Source organism: Methanosarcina sp. UBA5, from assembly GCF_002505485.1.
Taxonomy (GTDB): domain Archaea; phylum Halobacteriota; class Methanosarcinia; order Methanosarcinales; family Methanosarcinaceae; genus Methanosarcina.
Map to the genome: position 1 here is coordinate 58,209 of NZ_DAVG01000053.1, position 15,202 is coordinate 73,410.

At 42.6% G+C, this 15,202-nt stretch carries 14 protein-coding genes and 1 other RNA gene; 13 read left to right on the forward strand and 2 right to left on the reverse strand.

The window, feature by feature from the left end:
- The first annotated feature begins 393 nt into the window (after positions 1-393).
- The 6 genes from BP621_RS05265 (at position 394) to BP621_RS05290 (ending at position 6,407) form a co-directional block, all read left to right on the forward strand.
- Positions 394-1,134: a respiratory nitrate reductase subunit gamma gene (locus BP621_RS05265; protein ID WP_394339284.1), complete on the forward strand. Its 741-nt coding sequence runs from the start codon at positions 394-396 to the stop codon at positions 1,132-1,134.
- A 4-nt stretch (positions 1,135-1,138) separates the two neighbouring features.
- Entirely contained in the window at positions 1,139-2,368 is a 1,230-nt protein-coding gene (hdrD, locus tag BP621_RS05270) for a dihydromethanophenazine:CoB--CoM heterodisulfide reductase subunit HdrD (RefSeq protein WP_292388345.1), read from the forward strand.
- A 106-nt stretch (positions 2,369-2,474) separates the two neighbouring features.
- The gene (locus BP621_RS05275; protein ID WP_292388346.1) at positions 2,475-3,110 is read left to right on the forward strand and encodes a DUF116 domain-containing protein; all 636 of its coding nucleotides are present in this window, start codon (positions 2,475-2,477) and stop codon (positions 3,108-3,110) included.
- The gene (locus BP621_RS05280; protein ID WP_292388347.1) at positions 3,103-3,723 is read left to right on the forward strand and encodes a DUF116 domain-containing protein; all 621 of its coding nucleotides are present in this window, start codon (positions 3,103-3,105) and stop codon (positions 3,721-3,723) included. Before BP621_RS05275 ends, BP621_RS05280 begins: the two co-directional genes overlap by 8 nt.
- Before the next feature lie 218 nt (positions 3,724-3,941).
- Positions 3,942-5,066, forward strand: a complete 1,125-nt coding sequence (locus BP621_RS05285) for a geranylgeranyl reductase family protein (RefSeq protein WP_292388349.1) — start codon at positions 3,942-3,944, stop codon at positions 5,064-5,066.
- A 132-nt stretch (positions 5,067-5,198) separates the two neighbouring features.
- Positions 5,199-6,407 (forward strand): geranylgeranyl reductase family protein, encoded by a 1,209-nt coding sequence (locus BP621_RS05290; RefSeq protein ID WP_292388350.1) that lies wholly within the window; start codon positions 5,199-5,201, stop codon positions 6,405-6,407.
- A 155-nt stretch (positions 6,408-6,562) separates the two neighbouring features.
- Here BP621_RS05290 and rnpB read toward each other — a convergent pair.
- Positions 6,563-6,920, reverse strand: an RNA gene (gene rnpB, locus BP621_RS05295) — RNase P RNA component.
- Positions 6,921-7,332: 412 nt separating this feature from the next.
- Here rnpB and BP621_RS05300 point away from each other — a divergent pair.
- From BP621_RS05300 to BP621_RS05315, 4 genes are all read left to right on the forward strand, one after another.
- Positions 7,333-8,472: a methanogenesis marker 9 domain-containing protein gene (locus tag BP621_RS05300; RefSeq protein ID WP_292388352.1), complete on the forward strand. Its 1,140-nt coding sequence runs from the start codon at positions 7,333-7,335 to the stop codon at positions 8,470-8,472.
- Positions 8,459-9,505 carry a triphosphoribosyl-dephospho-CoA synthase gene (locus BP621_RS05305; RefSeq protein ID WP_292388353.1) on the forward strand — a complete coding sequence of 349 codons (1,047 nt, stop codon included), beginning with the start codon at positions 8,459-8,461 and terminating at the stop codon, positions 9,503-9,505. Before BP621_RS05300 ends, BP621_RS05305 begins: the two co-directional genes overlap by 14 nt.
- Positions 9,502-10,140, forward strand: a complete 639-nt coding sequence (locus tag BP621_RS05310) for a DUF447 domain-containing protein (RefSeq protein ID WP_292388354.1) — start codon at positions 9,502-9,504, stop codon at positions 10,138-10,140. The genes BP621_RS05305 and BP621_RS05310 overlap by 4 nt, the downstream gene beginning before the upstream one ends.
- A 167-nt stretch (positions 10,141-10,307) precedes the next feature.
- Positions 10,308-11,027 carry a dihydromethanopterin reductase (acceptor) gene (locus BP621_RS05315; RefSeq protein WP_292388355.1) on the forward strand — a complete coding sequence of 240 codons (720 nt, stop codon included), beginning with the start codon at positions 10,308-10,310 and terminating at the stop codon, positions 11,025-11,027.
- Between the two features lie 84 nt (positions 11,028-11,111).
- On the opposite strand, the gene BP621_RS05320 is transcribed toward BP621_RS05315, so the two are convergent.
- On the reverse strand, positions 11,112-12,059 hold the full coding sequence (locus BP621_RS05320; RefSeq protein WP_292388391.1) for a PHP domain-containing protein: 948 nt from the start codon (positions 12,057-12,059) through the stop codon (positions 11,112-11,114).
- Positions 12,060-12,448: 389 nt separating this feature from the next.
- On the opposite strand from BP621_RS05320, the gene BP621_RS05325 reads away from it, so the two are divergent.
- From BP621_RS05325 to BP621_RS05335, 3 genes are all read left to right on the forward strand, one after another.
- A complete protein-coding gene (locus tag BP621_RS05325; RefSeq protein ID WP_292388356.1) occupies positions 12,449-12,946 on the forward strand; it encodes a hypothetical protein in 498 nt (165 codons plus the stop codon).
- Between the two features lie 146 nt (positions 12,947-13,092).
- Positions 13,093-13,551, forward strand: coding sequence for a hypothetical protein (locus BP621_RS05330; RefSeq protein WP_292388357.1), 459 nt, complete (start codon positions 13,093-13,095; stop codon positions 13,549-13,551).
- Positions 13,552-13,720: 169 nt separating this feature from the next.
- The gene (locus BP621_RS05335) at positions 13,721-15,085 is read left to right on the forward strand and encodes an NAD-dependent succinate-semialdehyde dehydrogenase (RefSeq protein WP_292388359.1); all 1,365 of its coding nucleotides are present in this window, start codon (positions 13,721-13,723) and stop codon (positions 15,083-15,085) included.
- Positions 15,086-15,202: the final 117 nt, after the last annotated feature.

The following is a 15,202-nucleotide window of genomic DNA, read 5'->3' on the forward strand; positions in this document are numbered from 1 at the left end:
ATTGCTTAATTTCTTACTTTACCGTCCGGAAGAATTTTATAAACTCTTTTTATGATCTTTATATTATAATTTACATATTATTCTTTATACTTTCACTTTTTTCTTTCTCGCTTGATTACTTTCATTCAACTCATTTTTGCGACTCAGTGGGCTTTTTAATCTATTGTTTAATAAAGATAATGTTTAAATATAATAGATACAAAGACTAACAGACTATACAAACCTTATGTAGACAGTCGCTACGGTTATCATTCTGTCTTTACTATCATTGATGTTCTGTAACATGGTAATTATAAAAACAATATTAATTCCCAGTTTTTGATCTATACATAGGAGGAATAAACTATCAGTAGTGAAATGTTATATTTCTCTGGGCTCTCGGATGCACTACGAATGACGTTTGTCCAGGTAATGATAATGGCTACACTAGCCCTTGTGATTTTCTTATATGGTCTAATGGTTAACTTCCAAAAATGGGGGACAGGAGTTACGGGTTATAACCTTGAACCTCAGGCAGGAAAGAAAGGAAGTGCAATCACATTCTTAAAAACTTGGTGGAAACAGGTAACAGCAGAATCTCATCATGGACATGGTATCTTAGAAACTCTCATTCTTGATATTGTCTTCCAGAGGAGAATTCTTAAGAGAAGTCCTTTCCGCTGGATCATGCACTTATTTATTTTTGGAGGCTGGATGACTCTCTTTGCCTTGTCAGGGATGATGTTTGCAGTCGAAATGATCGAGAAGATCGGAATTGAACTCCCGTTCACTCCTGACGTGTTTAGAGATTGGCTCTCCATTCCGAACTATATCTTCGGGTATATCCTGCTTATCGGAGTTCTCATAGCAATAGTAAGAAGATTGTTTGTCTCTGAAGTCAGGGAGGCTTCTATTACATATGATTGGGTTTTAATTGGAGTAATTTTCATAGTTACTATTTCCGGTTTCCTCGCCGATGGAATACGAACAGGACTTATCTGGAGCTTTGGGCTTGACCCCTCAGCAGCACCACCAGCAGCTCTCTTCCATTCCATATTCTCCCTGTTCTTCTGTATTGCATTTATTCCATACAGTAAATATATACATGTAATCGCCATACCGCTTGCACTTCTTGCAAATAAAGGAGGCGAATAAAAAGATGGCAAAACGTACCCCTTCAATTGATACGAAGAATCTTACTGCAGTCCAGCTCATGGAGCTTGATTCCTGCGTTCGCTGTGGTGAGTGTGTAAAATGGTGTCCGACTTATGCCGCTTCCGGCGGGAAACCAGGATTAGCTCCCAGGGATAAAATCCTGCGCTGGAAGCAGTTCATGAACAAGTCCTATGGGTTTAAAGCAAAAATCTTTGGTCCACAGGAAATTCCTCAATCAGAGCTTGAAGAATTCAAAGACGATATATACGGTTGTACTACATGTGGTGTCTGTGGAACGGTTTGTGAAGCAGGTATTAACACTGTGGAACTCTGGGAAGCCCTGAGGACAAATCTTGTCAAGAAGGGCATTGGGCCTTATGGAAAGCTGGGCGCTATCCCTAAAATGATAAAGCAATACCATAACGCCTACATGCTTGACCAGAAAGACAGACTTGCATGGGTCCCTGCAGATGTGAAAATCGCAGACAAAGCAGACATCGTCTATTTCACTGGCTGTACTGCAGGATACAAGCAGCTTTCTCTGGCTTTTGCGACCTCGCGTGTACTTAACAAGCTAGGCGTTAAATTTGCCATGCTTGGAGAAGATGAGTGGTGTTGTGGTTCAAATCCTATCAGAACAGGTCAGATAGGTTACGAGCAGGTAGCCCATGAAGCTGCAAGACATAATGTCGAAGCCCTTAAGAAGAAAGGTGCCAAAAAAGTTCTCTTTGCATGTGCAGGCTGTTTCCGTGCTGCAAAGATCGACTGGCCCAGGCTTCTCGGACAAGAACTGCCTTTTGAGGTTGTTCACATCACACAGTTCCTTGCAGACCTGATAAAGGAGGACAAAATCAAATGGGAGAAGTCTATTAACAAGACGGTTACCTATCACGATCCCTGTCACCTTGGTCGCCACGTTGGCGTCTTTAATGCTCCCAGGTTTGTGCTTTCCCATATTCCGGGCGTTAAGTTCGTCGAAATGGAAAGGTCAAAAGAATTCCAGCGCTGTTGTGGAGCTGGCGGTGGTGTAAAGGCAGGAATGGGTGATCTTGCTGTGGCAATTGGAGAAGCCAGAGTTAAGGACGCTCTTGAAACCAATGCAGACATTCTTTCCAGTGCGTGCCCCTTCTGTAAGAGGAATCTCTCGGACGGCCGTGATTCCCTCAAAGCTCACATAGATGTAGAAGACGTCATCGAGCTGGTTGCAGAGGCACTGGGCCTGAGCACTACGTAAGCGTGAAGATGAAGGCTGGATTTCCAGCTTTCTTTATTTCTCTTTTCTTTACCTCTTTATTGTTATATAGCAAAACTTAAATATCGATACTTACTTCCCCTTGAACATGTATATTCCTTACGAATTTCTAGGAAAAATATTTATATATCTGGTTTTTTTTGCTCTTGCAGGAACCGGAATCGCCCTGCTGATAGGGGCATATTCCTTTAAAAAGCGCAGGATTATTTTTCCGGGGTTCGTGTTGTTTACACTTTATCTTTTCTACTCTCCCGCAAAATGGATCTGCAAAGCTTTCAGGATAAGGGATACCCTTGTTGACGATATCCTTATTGATGTCCGAAACGCTGCTATGTATGACGATTACCGGCATGTTAAAGGCAAGAAAATCCTGCTTCTTCCTCAGTGCCTGCGCCATCCGAACTGTAAGGCTAGGTGCGATCCAGTCCATGGGTATGAATGCAAACGTTGTGGGCTATGTGATATTTCAAAAATCTCCGAGGCTGCTGATAGGTGCAACTTCCAGGTTTTTGTAGTGCCTGGGGGAAGTTTTGTCAAGAAAATCTTTAAAGAATACAGGCCTGATGCCTGCATTGGCGTTGCTTGCTATAACGAGCTTTCCGAGAATATGCAGGCTGCGTCATTTGTTCCCGTACAGGGCGTTCTTCTTCTAAAGGACGGCTGCTTCAATACTGAAGCCAATGTTGAGGAAATAATCCAGAAAATGGAGATGTGCAATGTATAATCTCATTGGGAAGGCTCTTTTTTATTTCATCATCACCTCCCTTATTCTCTCTGGCATAGCTCTGGTTGCCAGCAGAAAAAGTCTAACAGGAAACGTGTATCTTGCAGGGTTTTTTGCAAATATACTCGATTTCTTTTATTTGCCTCTAAGGCACCTTTTCCTTAAATTTTCCGATACGCGAGTTCTGGATAAGTGGATGGCATCTCTGAAAAATCGAGCCCATAAGTCTGATTTTGCAGGAACAAAAAAGAGGATTCTTCTGGCTCCACATTGCATGCGGAGTCTTGACTGCCCGGCTTATTCTACTCAGACAGGGATACAGTGTAAATCCTGCGGGAAATGCGTCTTTACTCAGTTGAAAAAAGATGCTGAGAAATATGGGTATAGATTATTCATTGTTACAGGTTCCTCCTATGTAAAGAATATCCTTAAAATGGAAGCTGCCGACGGTGTTCTTATGATCGCCTGCGATTACGAAATCAACAAGGTAATGCGTGCGCTTAAAGGTAAGGGAGTTGTAAGCTATGGTATTCCTATGGAAAGGGACGGCTGTTTCGGGACTGAAGTAAATTATCAGAACGTCCTGAATGTTTTTGAAACTTTTAAGAATTAAGAAAAACGAGTAAAAAGGGACGAATTTCGATTTTTCCCCTAACAATCTATCTTTTCTCCTAATAACTTATCTTTTTTCTCCTGATAGTCTCTTTTCTTTCGACCTGCCTTTTCTCATTTTATCGCAATTTTAAACTAATATCAACACTTTAAGCTAACTTTTGATTATATAATTCTAAAATCCGAATTTTTCAGGATGCTTTTGAAGGTGTTGCTTGCATGTATGACGTAATCATTATCGGTGGTGGTCCTTCCGGAGCCTCTGCCGGAAGAAAGGCAGGAAAACTTGGTTTGAAAACACTGCTGCTTGAAAAAGAAAAGTTTCCCAGATACAAGCCCTGCGCGGGTGGACTCTCAGATCATGCGATATCCTATCTCGATTTCGAACTTCCTGAGGATATTATTGAGTGGGAAGTTACAGGGGCAAAGATCATTTTTAGGGATCAATCGATTGAGGCACACAAAGATCACCGGGTGTCTGCACTTGTCTCAAGAAATAAGTTTGACAATTTCCTTCTTGAAAAGGCAAAAGAGACGGGGATCGAAGTACATACCGGAGAAAAAGCTCTGTGCTGCAGGGAAATGCCTGATTGTGTTGAAGTGGATACCAGGCGGGGAACATACCAGGCAAAATTTGCGATAATTGCAGAAGGAGCCCAGGGACTTGTCAAAACCTGTGTACGGCCCACGGATAATAAAGAAGAATATGGAATCTGCCTTGTTACTGAAGTCCCTGCCGAAGAAAGAGAAATTCAAGAGCGCCTGGGAGATACTGTGGAAATGCATTTTGGAGTTGCAGACGGTGGATACGGCTGGATTTTCCCTCATAAAACCTATTATTCCATTGGGATCGGCGGGGTTATCAAGGATCTTCCACATCCGAAAGAGTCCATGCTTGAGTTCCTGAAAGAAAATGGTTTTTCCGGAGAGTATAAACTTCACGGGCATAAGATCCCCTGTGGAGGAATTAAACGAAAAGTAATGGGGTCAAGGGTCGTTTTAAGCGGAGATGCTGCCGGGTTTGTAGATGCTTTCTCAGGTGAGGGGCTCGCCTATGCGATCAGTTCAGGGCAGTTTGCAGCTGAGACAATTGCAGGGATTTGTCTGCATGGCAAAAATCTTAAGCATCTGAGCAAATATGAGGCTCTCTGCCGGGCTGAGTTCGGGACTCACCTCAAGTACTCGCTTATGTTTTCCAGGGTAATGCACCGTTTCCCTGACCGGACATTTAAGATCTTTACATCAAGTGATAAAATGCTTGATAAGTATCTTGAGGTTATGGATTTCACGATTGATTATAAGGATTACCTGCGCTGGGCTCTCCTGAATTTCAAACTTAGGTGATATAATAAGAACTTTTTTCAGGCACTCTTTTTCTTTCCTCTATCTTTTTATCGCTCCAGCCTAATCTATTTAAATGGCAGATTATTCCTGTCTGTATACAATTGCACTTATTCCGTAAACAGGTGTCTTAGCATGTACGACCTGATCATAGTAGGAGGAGGCCCTTCAGGAGCATCGGCAGGAAGGACAGCCGGGAAAAGGGGACTTTTAACCCTTCTAATTGAAAAAGAAACCTTCCCGAGGTACAAGCCCTGTGGAGGGGCTCTTTCCTCTTATGGTTTATCTTGCCTGGATTTCAAGCTCCCTGATTACGTAATTGAGAAAAATATCCCAAAGGTAAGGATTTATTTCAGGGACCGGTTTGTAGAAGGAACGAAAGAAAATAATCTGGCTTTACTGGTCTCCAGAAGAGTCTTTGATAACTTTCTGCTTGAAAAAGCCAGGGAAACCGGAATTGAGATCCATACCGGGGAAAAGGTTCTTGATTTGATTGAAAAAGAAGATTGCGTTGAAGTCAGAACCACTGATAATACCTATCTGGGGAGGTTCGTTCTTATTTCAGAAGGTTCAGGTGGAATCCTTAAATACAAAGTAAGGCCGAGAGATAAAAAAACAGAATATGGATTGGGTCTTGTGTCTGAAATCCCTGATGACGATGAAGCAATAAGGAACCGATTTCCAGGCACTATAAATATTTATTTTGGGATCGCACAGGGAGGCTATGGCTGGATCTTTCCCCATGCTGGATATTATTCTGCAGGGATTGTAGGGACAGCTCAATATCTTGAGCATCCGAAAAAAGCACTGCTGGATTTTCTACATGAAAACGGCTTATCAGGAAACTTTCCGGTTTGTTCCCATATTATCCCCAAAGGCGGGATAAAAAGAAAAATCCTCAATTCAAGGCTGCTCCTGAGCGGGGATGCTGCTGGTTTTGTAGACGCTTTCACAGGAGAAGGTATTTCATACGCGATTCGGTCAGGACAGCTTGCTGCAGAGTCTGTCGCTGATCTTGTTATGTATAGCCAGAAGTTAAGTAGTCTTAAAGCCTACGAGTCAGGCTGCAGGCAGGAATTTGGGAATTACCTTGCTGGTTCTCTTAAGCTGGAGAAGATAATGCATCGTTTTCCTGAGATCTCTTTCAAACTGGCTGTCAGCAACAATGAAATTTTAGATAAATATCTGGATGAAGCAGTAGCCAATAGAAATTATAAAGACTATATCCGCTGGCTACTGTTGAATTTCTGCCTAGCTGAACCTGTCTCCAGAATAAAGTCTCTTACACTGGAAGGAAACGATAAGAATCGATCTAAAAATGAAGGAAAGCAAAGAAAAGAATAAAACGAAAAAGGAATTTACGGAAAAAAGGATAAAACCGAAATAAAAATGAAAAAAGAGAATAATACGGATAAATATGAATAAAAAAGCATAAAAAAGTTAAAAAAAGCATAAAAAAGTTAAAAAACCTAAGTTACTAGAATTAAGTAAATTTATGCGAGTGAGGCACATAAGCTCCCTTCTGTTCCTGCAAAGACTTCCTGCCACTCATCAGTGGAGAAAATGGTCCAGAGGACTCTTGCAGTGACGACATTCGGCTATGCGTTTCCAAAAACAACCGGGAGAGTCCGGAATTCTCTTTTTCCCGATTTCCAACTTGCACCCACGAGGATTCGCCGTTTCATCCATTTTCCCTGAGACCTCAGCTTTCGCATCATCGCATTTTCAGGGGATGGTTATCGTTTCTGTGCCAGGGCCCAGGCTCTCGCCCGACATCCTTTACAGATGTTCGTGTATCCGGAGCGGTGGGGAGACTTTCCTCAGACCTGAAGGCCCGTCAGCCGTCCAGCCTCTCTCGCATATTACCTTTTAATGATCTTTATCTATTCTTCTAATTATATATATTTTTGGGATACCATGCCTGAAAAAAGTTGGGAAATGTTTAAGCTTGAACAGAATTTTAAGATCGAATAGAATTTTACGACTAATAAAGTTTTTTCGCATAAATAGTATAATACTTTTATTTGATGCCAACACATTTTACTTTCTTCTTTGGGCGGTTACAGGTTCATCCTTTCCTTATTGTTTATATAAATTTTATGTGTTTAGGATGCGTCCAAATATTAATATATATGCATTATAATTCGTAAGTTATGGATGGACTCTTTCCATCTCCAAAGCTTGTCCGAAAAAAGATTATCGGTACTTTAATATCGGGCAGTAGCTATAATTCCTTTCAGTTTGCAGGCTTATTTTCAAGAGGTAAAACATGAGTGATTGTCTGTTCGATTTGCATATTGGATATGTCCGTTTTAAAAACCCTATTGCACTGGCGCCTATGGCAGGAATTGTCGATAGTGCTTTTGCCAACCAGTATGCAAGCAATGCAGGGCTGGTAATTCTTGGAGCCTTCAATCTGGATAAGGCTTCAATAGCTGTTGCTTCAGCCCTCGTAGCCCGGGGTAGAAAAGAGTTCATTTCCGATGAACCTATAGAACTTATAAAAAAGGAAATCCGGGCAGTAACGTCCGGGAGTGCCGTTGCGGTAAATGTCAGGAGTACTACACTTGAACCCCTAATTGAAGCTGCAAAAGTTGTCAAAGAAGAAGGAGCAATCCTTGAGTTAAACGCTCACTGCAGGCAGCCTGAAATGCTCGAAATCGGGCTGGGAGAAGCTCTTCTCCACGATCTTCCAAGGCTTTCGGCCTGGATTCGGGCCATAAAGGAAACCGAAGTTGTGCTTTCAGTAAAAGTAAGGGCAAACGTGGTCGATGATATCGAACTTGCGAGGCTTATTGATAAGGCGGGTGCGGATATCATACATGTTGATGCCGGAATGGAAGGTTTCGGTGTAGATCTTGATGCAATCCTTAACTACAGGGACGCTACAAGGCTCTTCCTGATCGGAAACAATTCGGTAAAGGACTTTGAGGCCGCAAAGGAAATGTTTACCCGAGGAGCCGATATGGTCTCCGCTGCAAGGGGAGTCCTTGAAAATTCCGGGCTTATACACGAATTGGTAGATAACGTTACCTCTTACCAGCAGTCAATAGGCTGGTATAATGCTCCCAAGCACGTTTGCAGCGAAGGGGACTTCAGGGGGCTGGCTTTCTGCTGTCTGCCTGTAAAACCCTGTCCTGTACATCAAAAGTTCCGAAAACTGGGATATACGGCAGAGGAGTTTGCCAGGACAAAGTTTGACTTTGCGAAAGGCACAATGCTGGAATACGGAGAGGACACGTGCTTCGGAAGTCTTGTCTGGTGTTGTAAAATCACCAAGCCCTGCTGGATCAGAGATGGAGTGTTAAACACAATTGAGCTCTCTGACGCAGAATACATGAAGCTTAAAAAGCAACTGGCAAATTACATACTGGATCATGCCAGAATTCCGGTAAATGAATCCCATTAATACTGGTTTTACCTGCCAGATACCTCAACTGGCAGAAAACCCACAGATTTCAAGTTTTATTGCCCGCTGTGCCCAGCTTGCTATGCTACTTGAGGTTTCTGCCTCTCCCAAGCCAGGAAACGTCGATAGGGAGCATAACTATCCTGATACCTGTTTTGAGCATTTTATAGCATCTTCGGTAAGCGTTTACCCTGTTCTCGAGCTGGCTGCAAGAAGCAGGAACGGTATAGGTGCCCTTATCAGAAGTGCGGTTTGCGAGAGCTCTGCCTGGCAGAAAGGAGGAAATACTCATTTCGGCGCTTTTCTGCTACTTATCCCTCTTTCAATGGCTGCAGGAGAACTCTTCAATTCACGCGGAAAAGCCCCATATAAACTCTTACCGGAAGAATTCGAAGCCCTTGCTGCGCATGCACATGCTTTTGTTCAGGCGACAGACTGTGAGGACGCTGTCGAGTTCTACAGGGCTTTCGAAGTGGCAGGGGTCAGGGTTAACAGTGTGGATGAATTCAGCCTTGGAGACCCCGAGTCAACAGCCGAATTAAGGACCCAGGAAGTCACCCTTTACGAGCTTATGGATATTGCCAGAGGGTATGACCTGATTGCAAATGAATGGGTCTCAGGCTTCGGACGCTGCCTTGAGGGAGCAAAAAGCATAATTGAGTTCATGCAGGCTCAAAATCCAGAAGCTGAGAACTCAGTTTCGAACTGTTCAGGCACAGGTATCAACGAAGCTATCGTATACACTTTCCTAAAATTGCTGTCCCGGCACAGGGATACTTTCATTGAGACCAAATTCGATACAGATACTGCAGATTATGTTTCATCCAGGGCGGGCGAGATTCTCTCGGCCTGGGAGGAGGATTCAGGTAATACTGAATCTTCAGGTAATACCACCAGAGACTTTGCAGTTTTGCTTCCTGCTGTACGGGAATTTGACTCTGAACTTCTCAAGAAGAGAATCAACCCGGGTTCAACAGCCGATATCATCATAGCCGGGCTTTTCATTGTCCTTCTGGGGGGACTGCGCTTTTGACCGGATTTTCTCCTGAATGCGGAAAAAACAGAAGCGAATCTTCAGCTGTCGATCTGTCTTCATTCGGGATCAGGGAAGGCATTTCCGAAACAATTATTAGCACGGGCCTGGAATCCCCAAACGCTGCCCCTATCGGAATAATCGTAAAAGGAGGAAGGACTTTTGTCCGGCTTTTCAAAGGCACCCACACCTGGGCCAACGTCTCTAAAGAAAAGCATCTGGCCTCAAACATAGTGTACGATCCCTTACTTTTTGTGCGTTCAACTTTTTTCGATCTTGAGCCCTCCGAGTTTGACTATGTGCCTGTTCACGGGCTCAGTTTTCCAATCCTGAAAACAGCTTCAGCCTGGGTCGTTTTCGAATGTACTGATCTTAAGAATACAGATCATGCTCTTGTGGCAGACCTTACTCCTATAAAAGCAGGTTTCAACGAAGCTAATTGGAAAAGCCTGCCTGTACCCAACAGGGGATTCAACGCAGTGCTTGAGGCGACTGTCCATGCGACCCGATACCAGCTTACAGGAGAAGAAAAGTATCTCGAGTTGATCCGTCACTATGAATCGCTGGCTTCCAAGTGTGGAGGAGAAAACGAAAAAAAGGCTATGAAATTGCTTTATGAGGTACTGGGGCTGTGAATAATTTATTTAGCTGTCATTGTTTAACTGTTATCGTTTAGCTGTGACTGCTCCCCAAATAAAGTTTATAACTTCCGTCTTCAGTTAAAGTTTGTGACTTCTCGTTTTCATTACCCTGAACCTTTTTTAGAAAATTATATTATCTTCCTCGGGCATGACTTCTTTCCATGAGTTTTCAGAGAATCGCGTGGGGCATTACAGGTGCCGGGCATTTCCTGGACCGCAGTTACCAGGTCTTTAAGGAAATCAAGCTCAGAAACCCTGAAGTTTCCGTAAACACATTTGTTTCCAGGGCTGCAGAGGAGGTGCTGCGCATGTACGGGCTTGAGCAAAAGCTTGTTAAAATCTCTGGAGGGGAATACCTTGAAGAAATTTTCCGGGAAAGCGAACAGGGTTCAAGTTCTCCGAAGGTTGGGCGTTTCACTCTTGACCGATATGATGTCCTATTTGTCACGCCTGCAACCTCAAACACGGTTTCGAAAATCGCTTATGGGATTGCGGATTCCCTTGTTACCAATGCCGTTGCCCAGGCTGTGAAAGGAAGAGTGCCTGTTTACATTGTGCCCGTGGATATTGAAGGTTCAATCGTGTCCGAAATGCCCTATAATATTGACCGAAAACAGTGTAAGCATTGCGAGGACTGCCCTCCAAGAGAAAACTGTCCTCAGGGAGCAATCACTGAGAAAAACGGTTTCACAGACCAGATAGATCTTCTGAAGTGCAAGGGCTGCGGAATCTGCAAGGAACTCTGTCCCTATAAAGCTATTAAAGGCGGACCTGTCGAAGTCCTGGTTCGGGATGTGGATATGCGCAATGTTGAAATTGTAAAAAGCTTGCAGGGAATTACCGTGCTTGAAAGCCCTGAAAAGATTCTGGATTTCTTTTGAATTTTCCTTCTTTTATTTTCCCAATTTTTACTGTCTTTTTCCTTTTCTCCTATTCAAACTTATATTTTTTCTTCAACTGGTTTTTTATACTTTGTTTTGCTTCTCAATTTCAATCTGTCTTTCTATTTCCCTTGCCAGATTCTCTGCCGAATGAATGTAGACTGATGCAGGAAGTCCTGTGTTTGAGATCATATAGAACAGGTTCATGGTCGTCCTGTTGAGGCCAGGGAAATAGTTCAATAGGGTGCTTCTGGATATTTTGACCATCGTATCCAGAGATTTTATCCCGGTAAGGTAGCTTTCTATGTCCCTGTTTTTCTGGCTTTTTTCAAAAATTAGATCGATCCAGGTATTCATTTCGTCGATCAAAAGCTCTCTGGTAAGGTCTTCGGGAACTATGTAACTTTTTCCCTTTTCTATGTTTCTGAAAAACTCTTTGAAATCCTCTCCTTTCGCGAGGGTATATACCTTCCCGAGGCTCCCAGTATGAGTGTCGGTCGTTGCGGCAATACCTTTGCCAAAGTTCTCCGCAAGAGCAATTGTAAGTTCGTTTTTCTGCCTGAGTTCGTGCATATTGTATTCAAGTACAGGGAAAAGTTTTGCTAACCTGGGGACTGAAGACGGATTCGGTTCACTGTGAAACTCAAACCAGAAAGGATGGTTGTAAATAAAAGGAAGGTTATGCCGCCTGAGGTATTTGATAAAGCTTTTCAGGTCATGTTCAATTTCCGCAATTTCCATAAGCTCAAGGAACTCTTCCCTGTCAAGCTCGAAAATATTAATATGCAGCGAATGCCCTGCAAATTCCGGGTCATATACACTTATTTCAACCCCAGGGACAAGCTTTTCACAGTTCCACCCGAGAATTTCATATGCATCAATGGTATCGTGGTCTGTAAATGTTACGTAATCCATTCCCATCTTTAGAGCCTTCTCATAAAGGCTCTCCGGGTGCAGGTCTCTTACAGGAAGCACGTCAAAGGAACAGGTTGTATGAACATGCAGGTCTGCTCGCTTCCAGCCCTCTTCTATAAGCTCAACTGCTTGTTCCGGAGTTATCAGCTTCTCCTCGTAATTTCTCGGCCCTCTCCCCATAGGCGTAAAATCCTGCACTTTAATTCAGTTTTGATTATTTTTTTCAAGTTTTAAATTTATCCCCAATATAGTATATCCTTTTTTTAGATTAAGGTTTTCCGGAAGAATTTCTGGGTAAATTTGTAGAAAATTTATGGGAAAGATTTGTGGGAAATCGCTGGAAAATTTGAGTCCGTGTTCAGGTTTGCCTGACTACAGTATAAAAAGCTGCTATGAATAGTTTTCATGTTTCAGCCCACTGCGCACTATTTTCCCTGTTCACACCATCACATTTATAAATACACTGAAATATTTCAATATTTTCACAAAAATGCCAGTGGTTAACTATGGGTTTATTCCGAAAGCTAAGAAAAGTTATCGAGGTAATTTTTGAAAACGAATCCGAGCAAAAAGGAGACGATTTTGAAAAATATGTTGTGGACCTTTTTGATGAAAAATATTTTTCCATTGTGCAGTGGACGACCGATATGGCTAGGAAACATACACGGTTTGTCGAATCCGATTGCGGCCCGGATCTTGTATTCCGCTACAGGCCCACAAATGAGATCTTTTGTGTTGAATGCAAATTCAGATCCAAACTCTTCAAAGGTAAGCTCCAGTGGTCAGCACCCAAACAGCTTGGAAGATACAGGGTTTTTGCAAAAGATAACAGGGTTCCGTTCTATGTTATAATAGGACTAGGCGGTAAAGCCAGAAAACCGAAAAGAATGTTCTGCATTCCCCTAAAAGAGGCAAAGTTCCCTGCACTTTCTCCAGAGCTTGTTGAGAAATTTGAACGCAATTCAAAAAAGAAATTCTTCTGGAAAAATGGAGTATTGAAATAATTTCTATTGTATGGGAATTGCCGAAATTTCTATTGTATGGGAATTGCCGATATATTTTAAAATAATGAAACATAATCTGTTTATATACACTGTTTGGGGTTTTTATCACGGGACTTATTGGCAAACTTAAAAGAGCAGTTGAGGTCTTGAAAGAGGATGAATCCGTAGAAAAGGGAAATGATTTTGAAAAATATGTTGTGAATCTTTTTGACGACAAATACTTCTCGATTGTGCAATGGAGCACAGACATTACGCGGAAGCACGACAGATTTGTGGAATCGGATGTCGGTCCGGATCTTATTGTCCGTTATTTACCGAAAGACGAAGTTTTTTGCGTTGAATGTAAGTTCAGGTCTGGCCTGTTTGAGGGTAAACTCCAGTGGTCCGATCCTCAGCAATTAAAACGTTATCAGGATTTTGCAAGGGAAAAGAGGCTTCCCTTCTTTGTTGTCATCGGATTTGGCGGAGGCTCGGCTTGTCCGGAAAGAATGTTCTGTATCCGCCTTGGAGAAGCAAAGTACCCTGCGCTTTTCCCAGGCGTATTTAATAAGTTCGAAAGAAACCCTTGCAAGCCCTTTTTCTGGAAAAATGGAGTGTTGAAATAATCTGTACAGGAGTTATGTAGTTATTTGAATAGGCAGCCAGTCTTCTCCCAAAAACAGAATATCTCTACATTCAAATTTAACATATATCTTCCTCTCCTAATTTTATTTCTCCTTAATTTATAATACTGGAAATTCCAATACTACTAATAACTCTTTTTTGGGGGAGAGTATGAAACTTAAGTCCGTTAACCCTTATACCGAAGAAGTAAATTGGGCATATGATTCCTTTTCTATAGGGGAGTGCAGAGCCCGGATTGGAAAATCCAGGGCGGCTTTTTCCGTATGGGGTTCAATGCCTGTAGAAGAAAGGGTAAAACATTTTAAGACTGCGGCCGAGATTCTTCGGGAGAATACCGATACTTATGCTGAAATTATTACGAAAGAGATGGGAAAACCTATCAGGCAGTCAAAAAGCGAAGTTCAGAAATGTGCCAGGCTCTGTGACTATTACGCGGAAAACGCTGCTGGATTATTGAAGGACGAAGTTGTGGATATCGGAGCTGAAAAAAGTTATGTAACCTTTGAGCCTCTGGGAGTAATTTTTGGGATAATGCCCTGGAATTTCCCGTTCTGGCAGGTTTTCAGGTTTGCAGTGCCTGCGATGTGTGCAGGAAATGTTTGTGTGCTCAAGCACGCATCAAATGTGCCGAGATCAGCTCTGGAGGTTGAAAAAGTCTTCTTGGAGGCCGGATTTCTTGAAAACGCATTTAATACTCTGTTAATTGACTCAAAAACTGCCATACAAATTCTTAAAGAAGAACTGGTGGATGGGGTTTCGCTTACCGGCAGCGTAGGCGCAGGCTCGAAAATCGGAAAACTTGCAGGGAGAGGCATCAAGCCTTTAGTACTGGAACTTGGAGGCTCGGACCCTTTCATAGTACTTGAGGATGCTGATATCGAGAAGGCTGCACAGGCAGCTGTAAAGTCTCGTTTCCTAAATGCCGGACAAAGCTGTATCGCTGCCAAAAGATTAATTGTCGTAGAAGATATTGTTGCGGATTTTATCGAGGCATTTGAACTCAGGGTTCAGAAACTGAAACTGGGGGACCCTATGGATGAGAAAACCGATATCGGACCTCTTGCAAAGAAGGAATTTATCGAGAGTCTTGAGAAGATCCTGAAAGACGCAAAAAAGAAAGGTGCAAAACCTCACGTTTACGGAGAAGAACATAAAAAGGGTTTCTTCTTCAGGCCTACCCTGATCCCTGCAGTCAGTATGGATATGGAAATATGCAGGACTGAGGTTTTCGGGCCTATTGCTCCGGTGATCACGGTAAAGGATGAGGATGAGGCCGTGGAGATTGCAAATTCCACTGAATATGGGCTTGGGGCGAAAATCTGGTCTGGAGACCTGGATAGGGTTGAAAGGCTGGCAAAAAGAATAAAATCCGGATCTGTATCTATCAACGGAATGATTAAATCCGATCCGAGACTGCCTTTTGGCGGGATCAAAAAATCCGGAGTGGGACGAGAACTTTCACACTATGGGCTCAGGGAATTTGTGAATATAAAAACTGTTGTTGTTAACAGATAAAGAAGGACTTCAGTTGTTAATGAACCTATCCCTAAACTAATGTATTCGGTTTAAGGAATCTGTTAATATTAAAATGACTACTGCAATCATATATGCATCCCGATTTACAGTTATAGG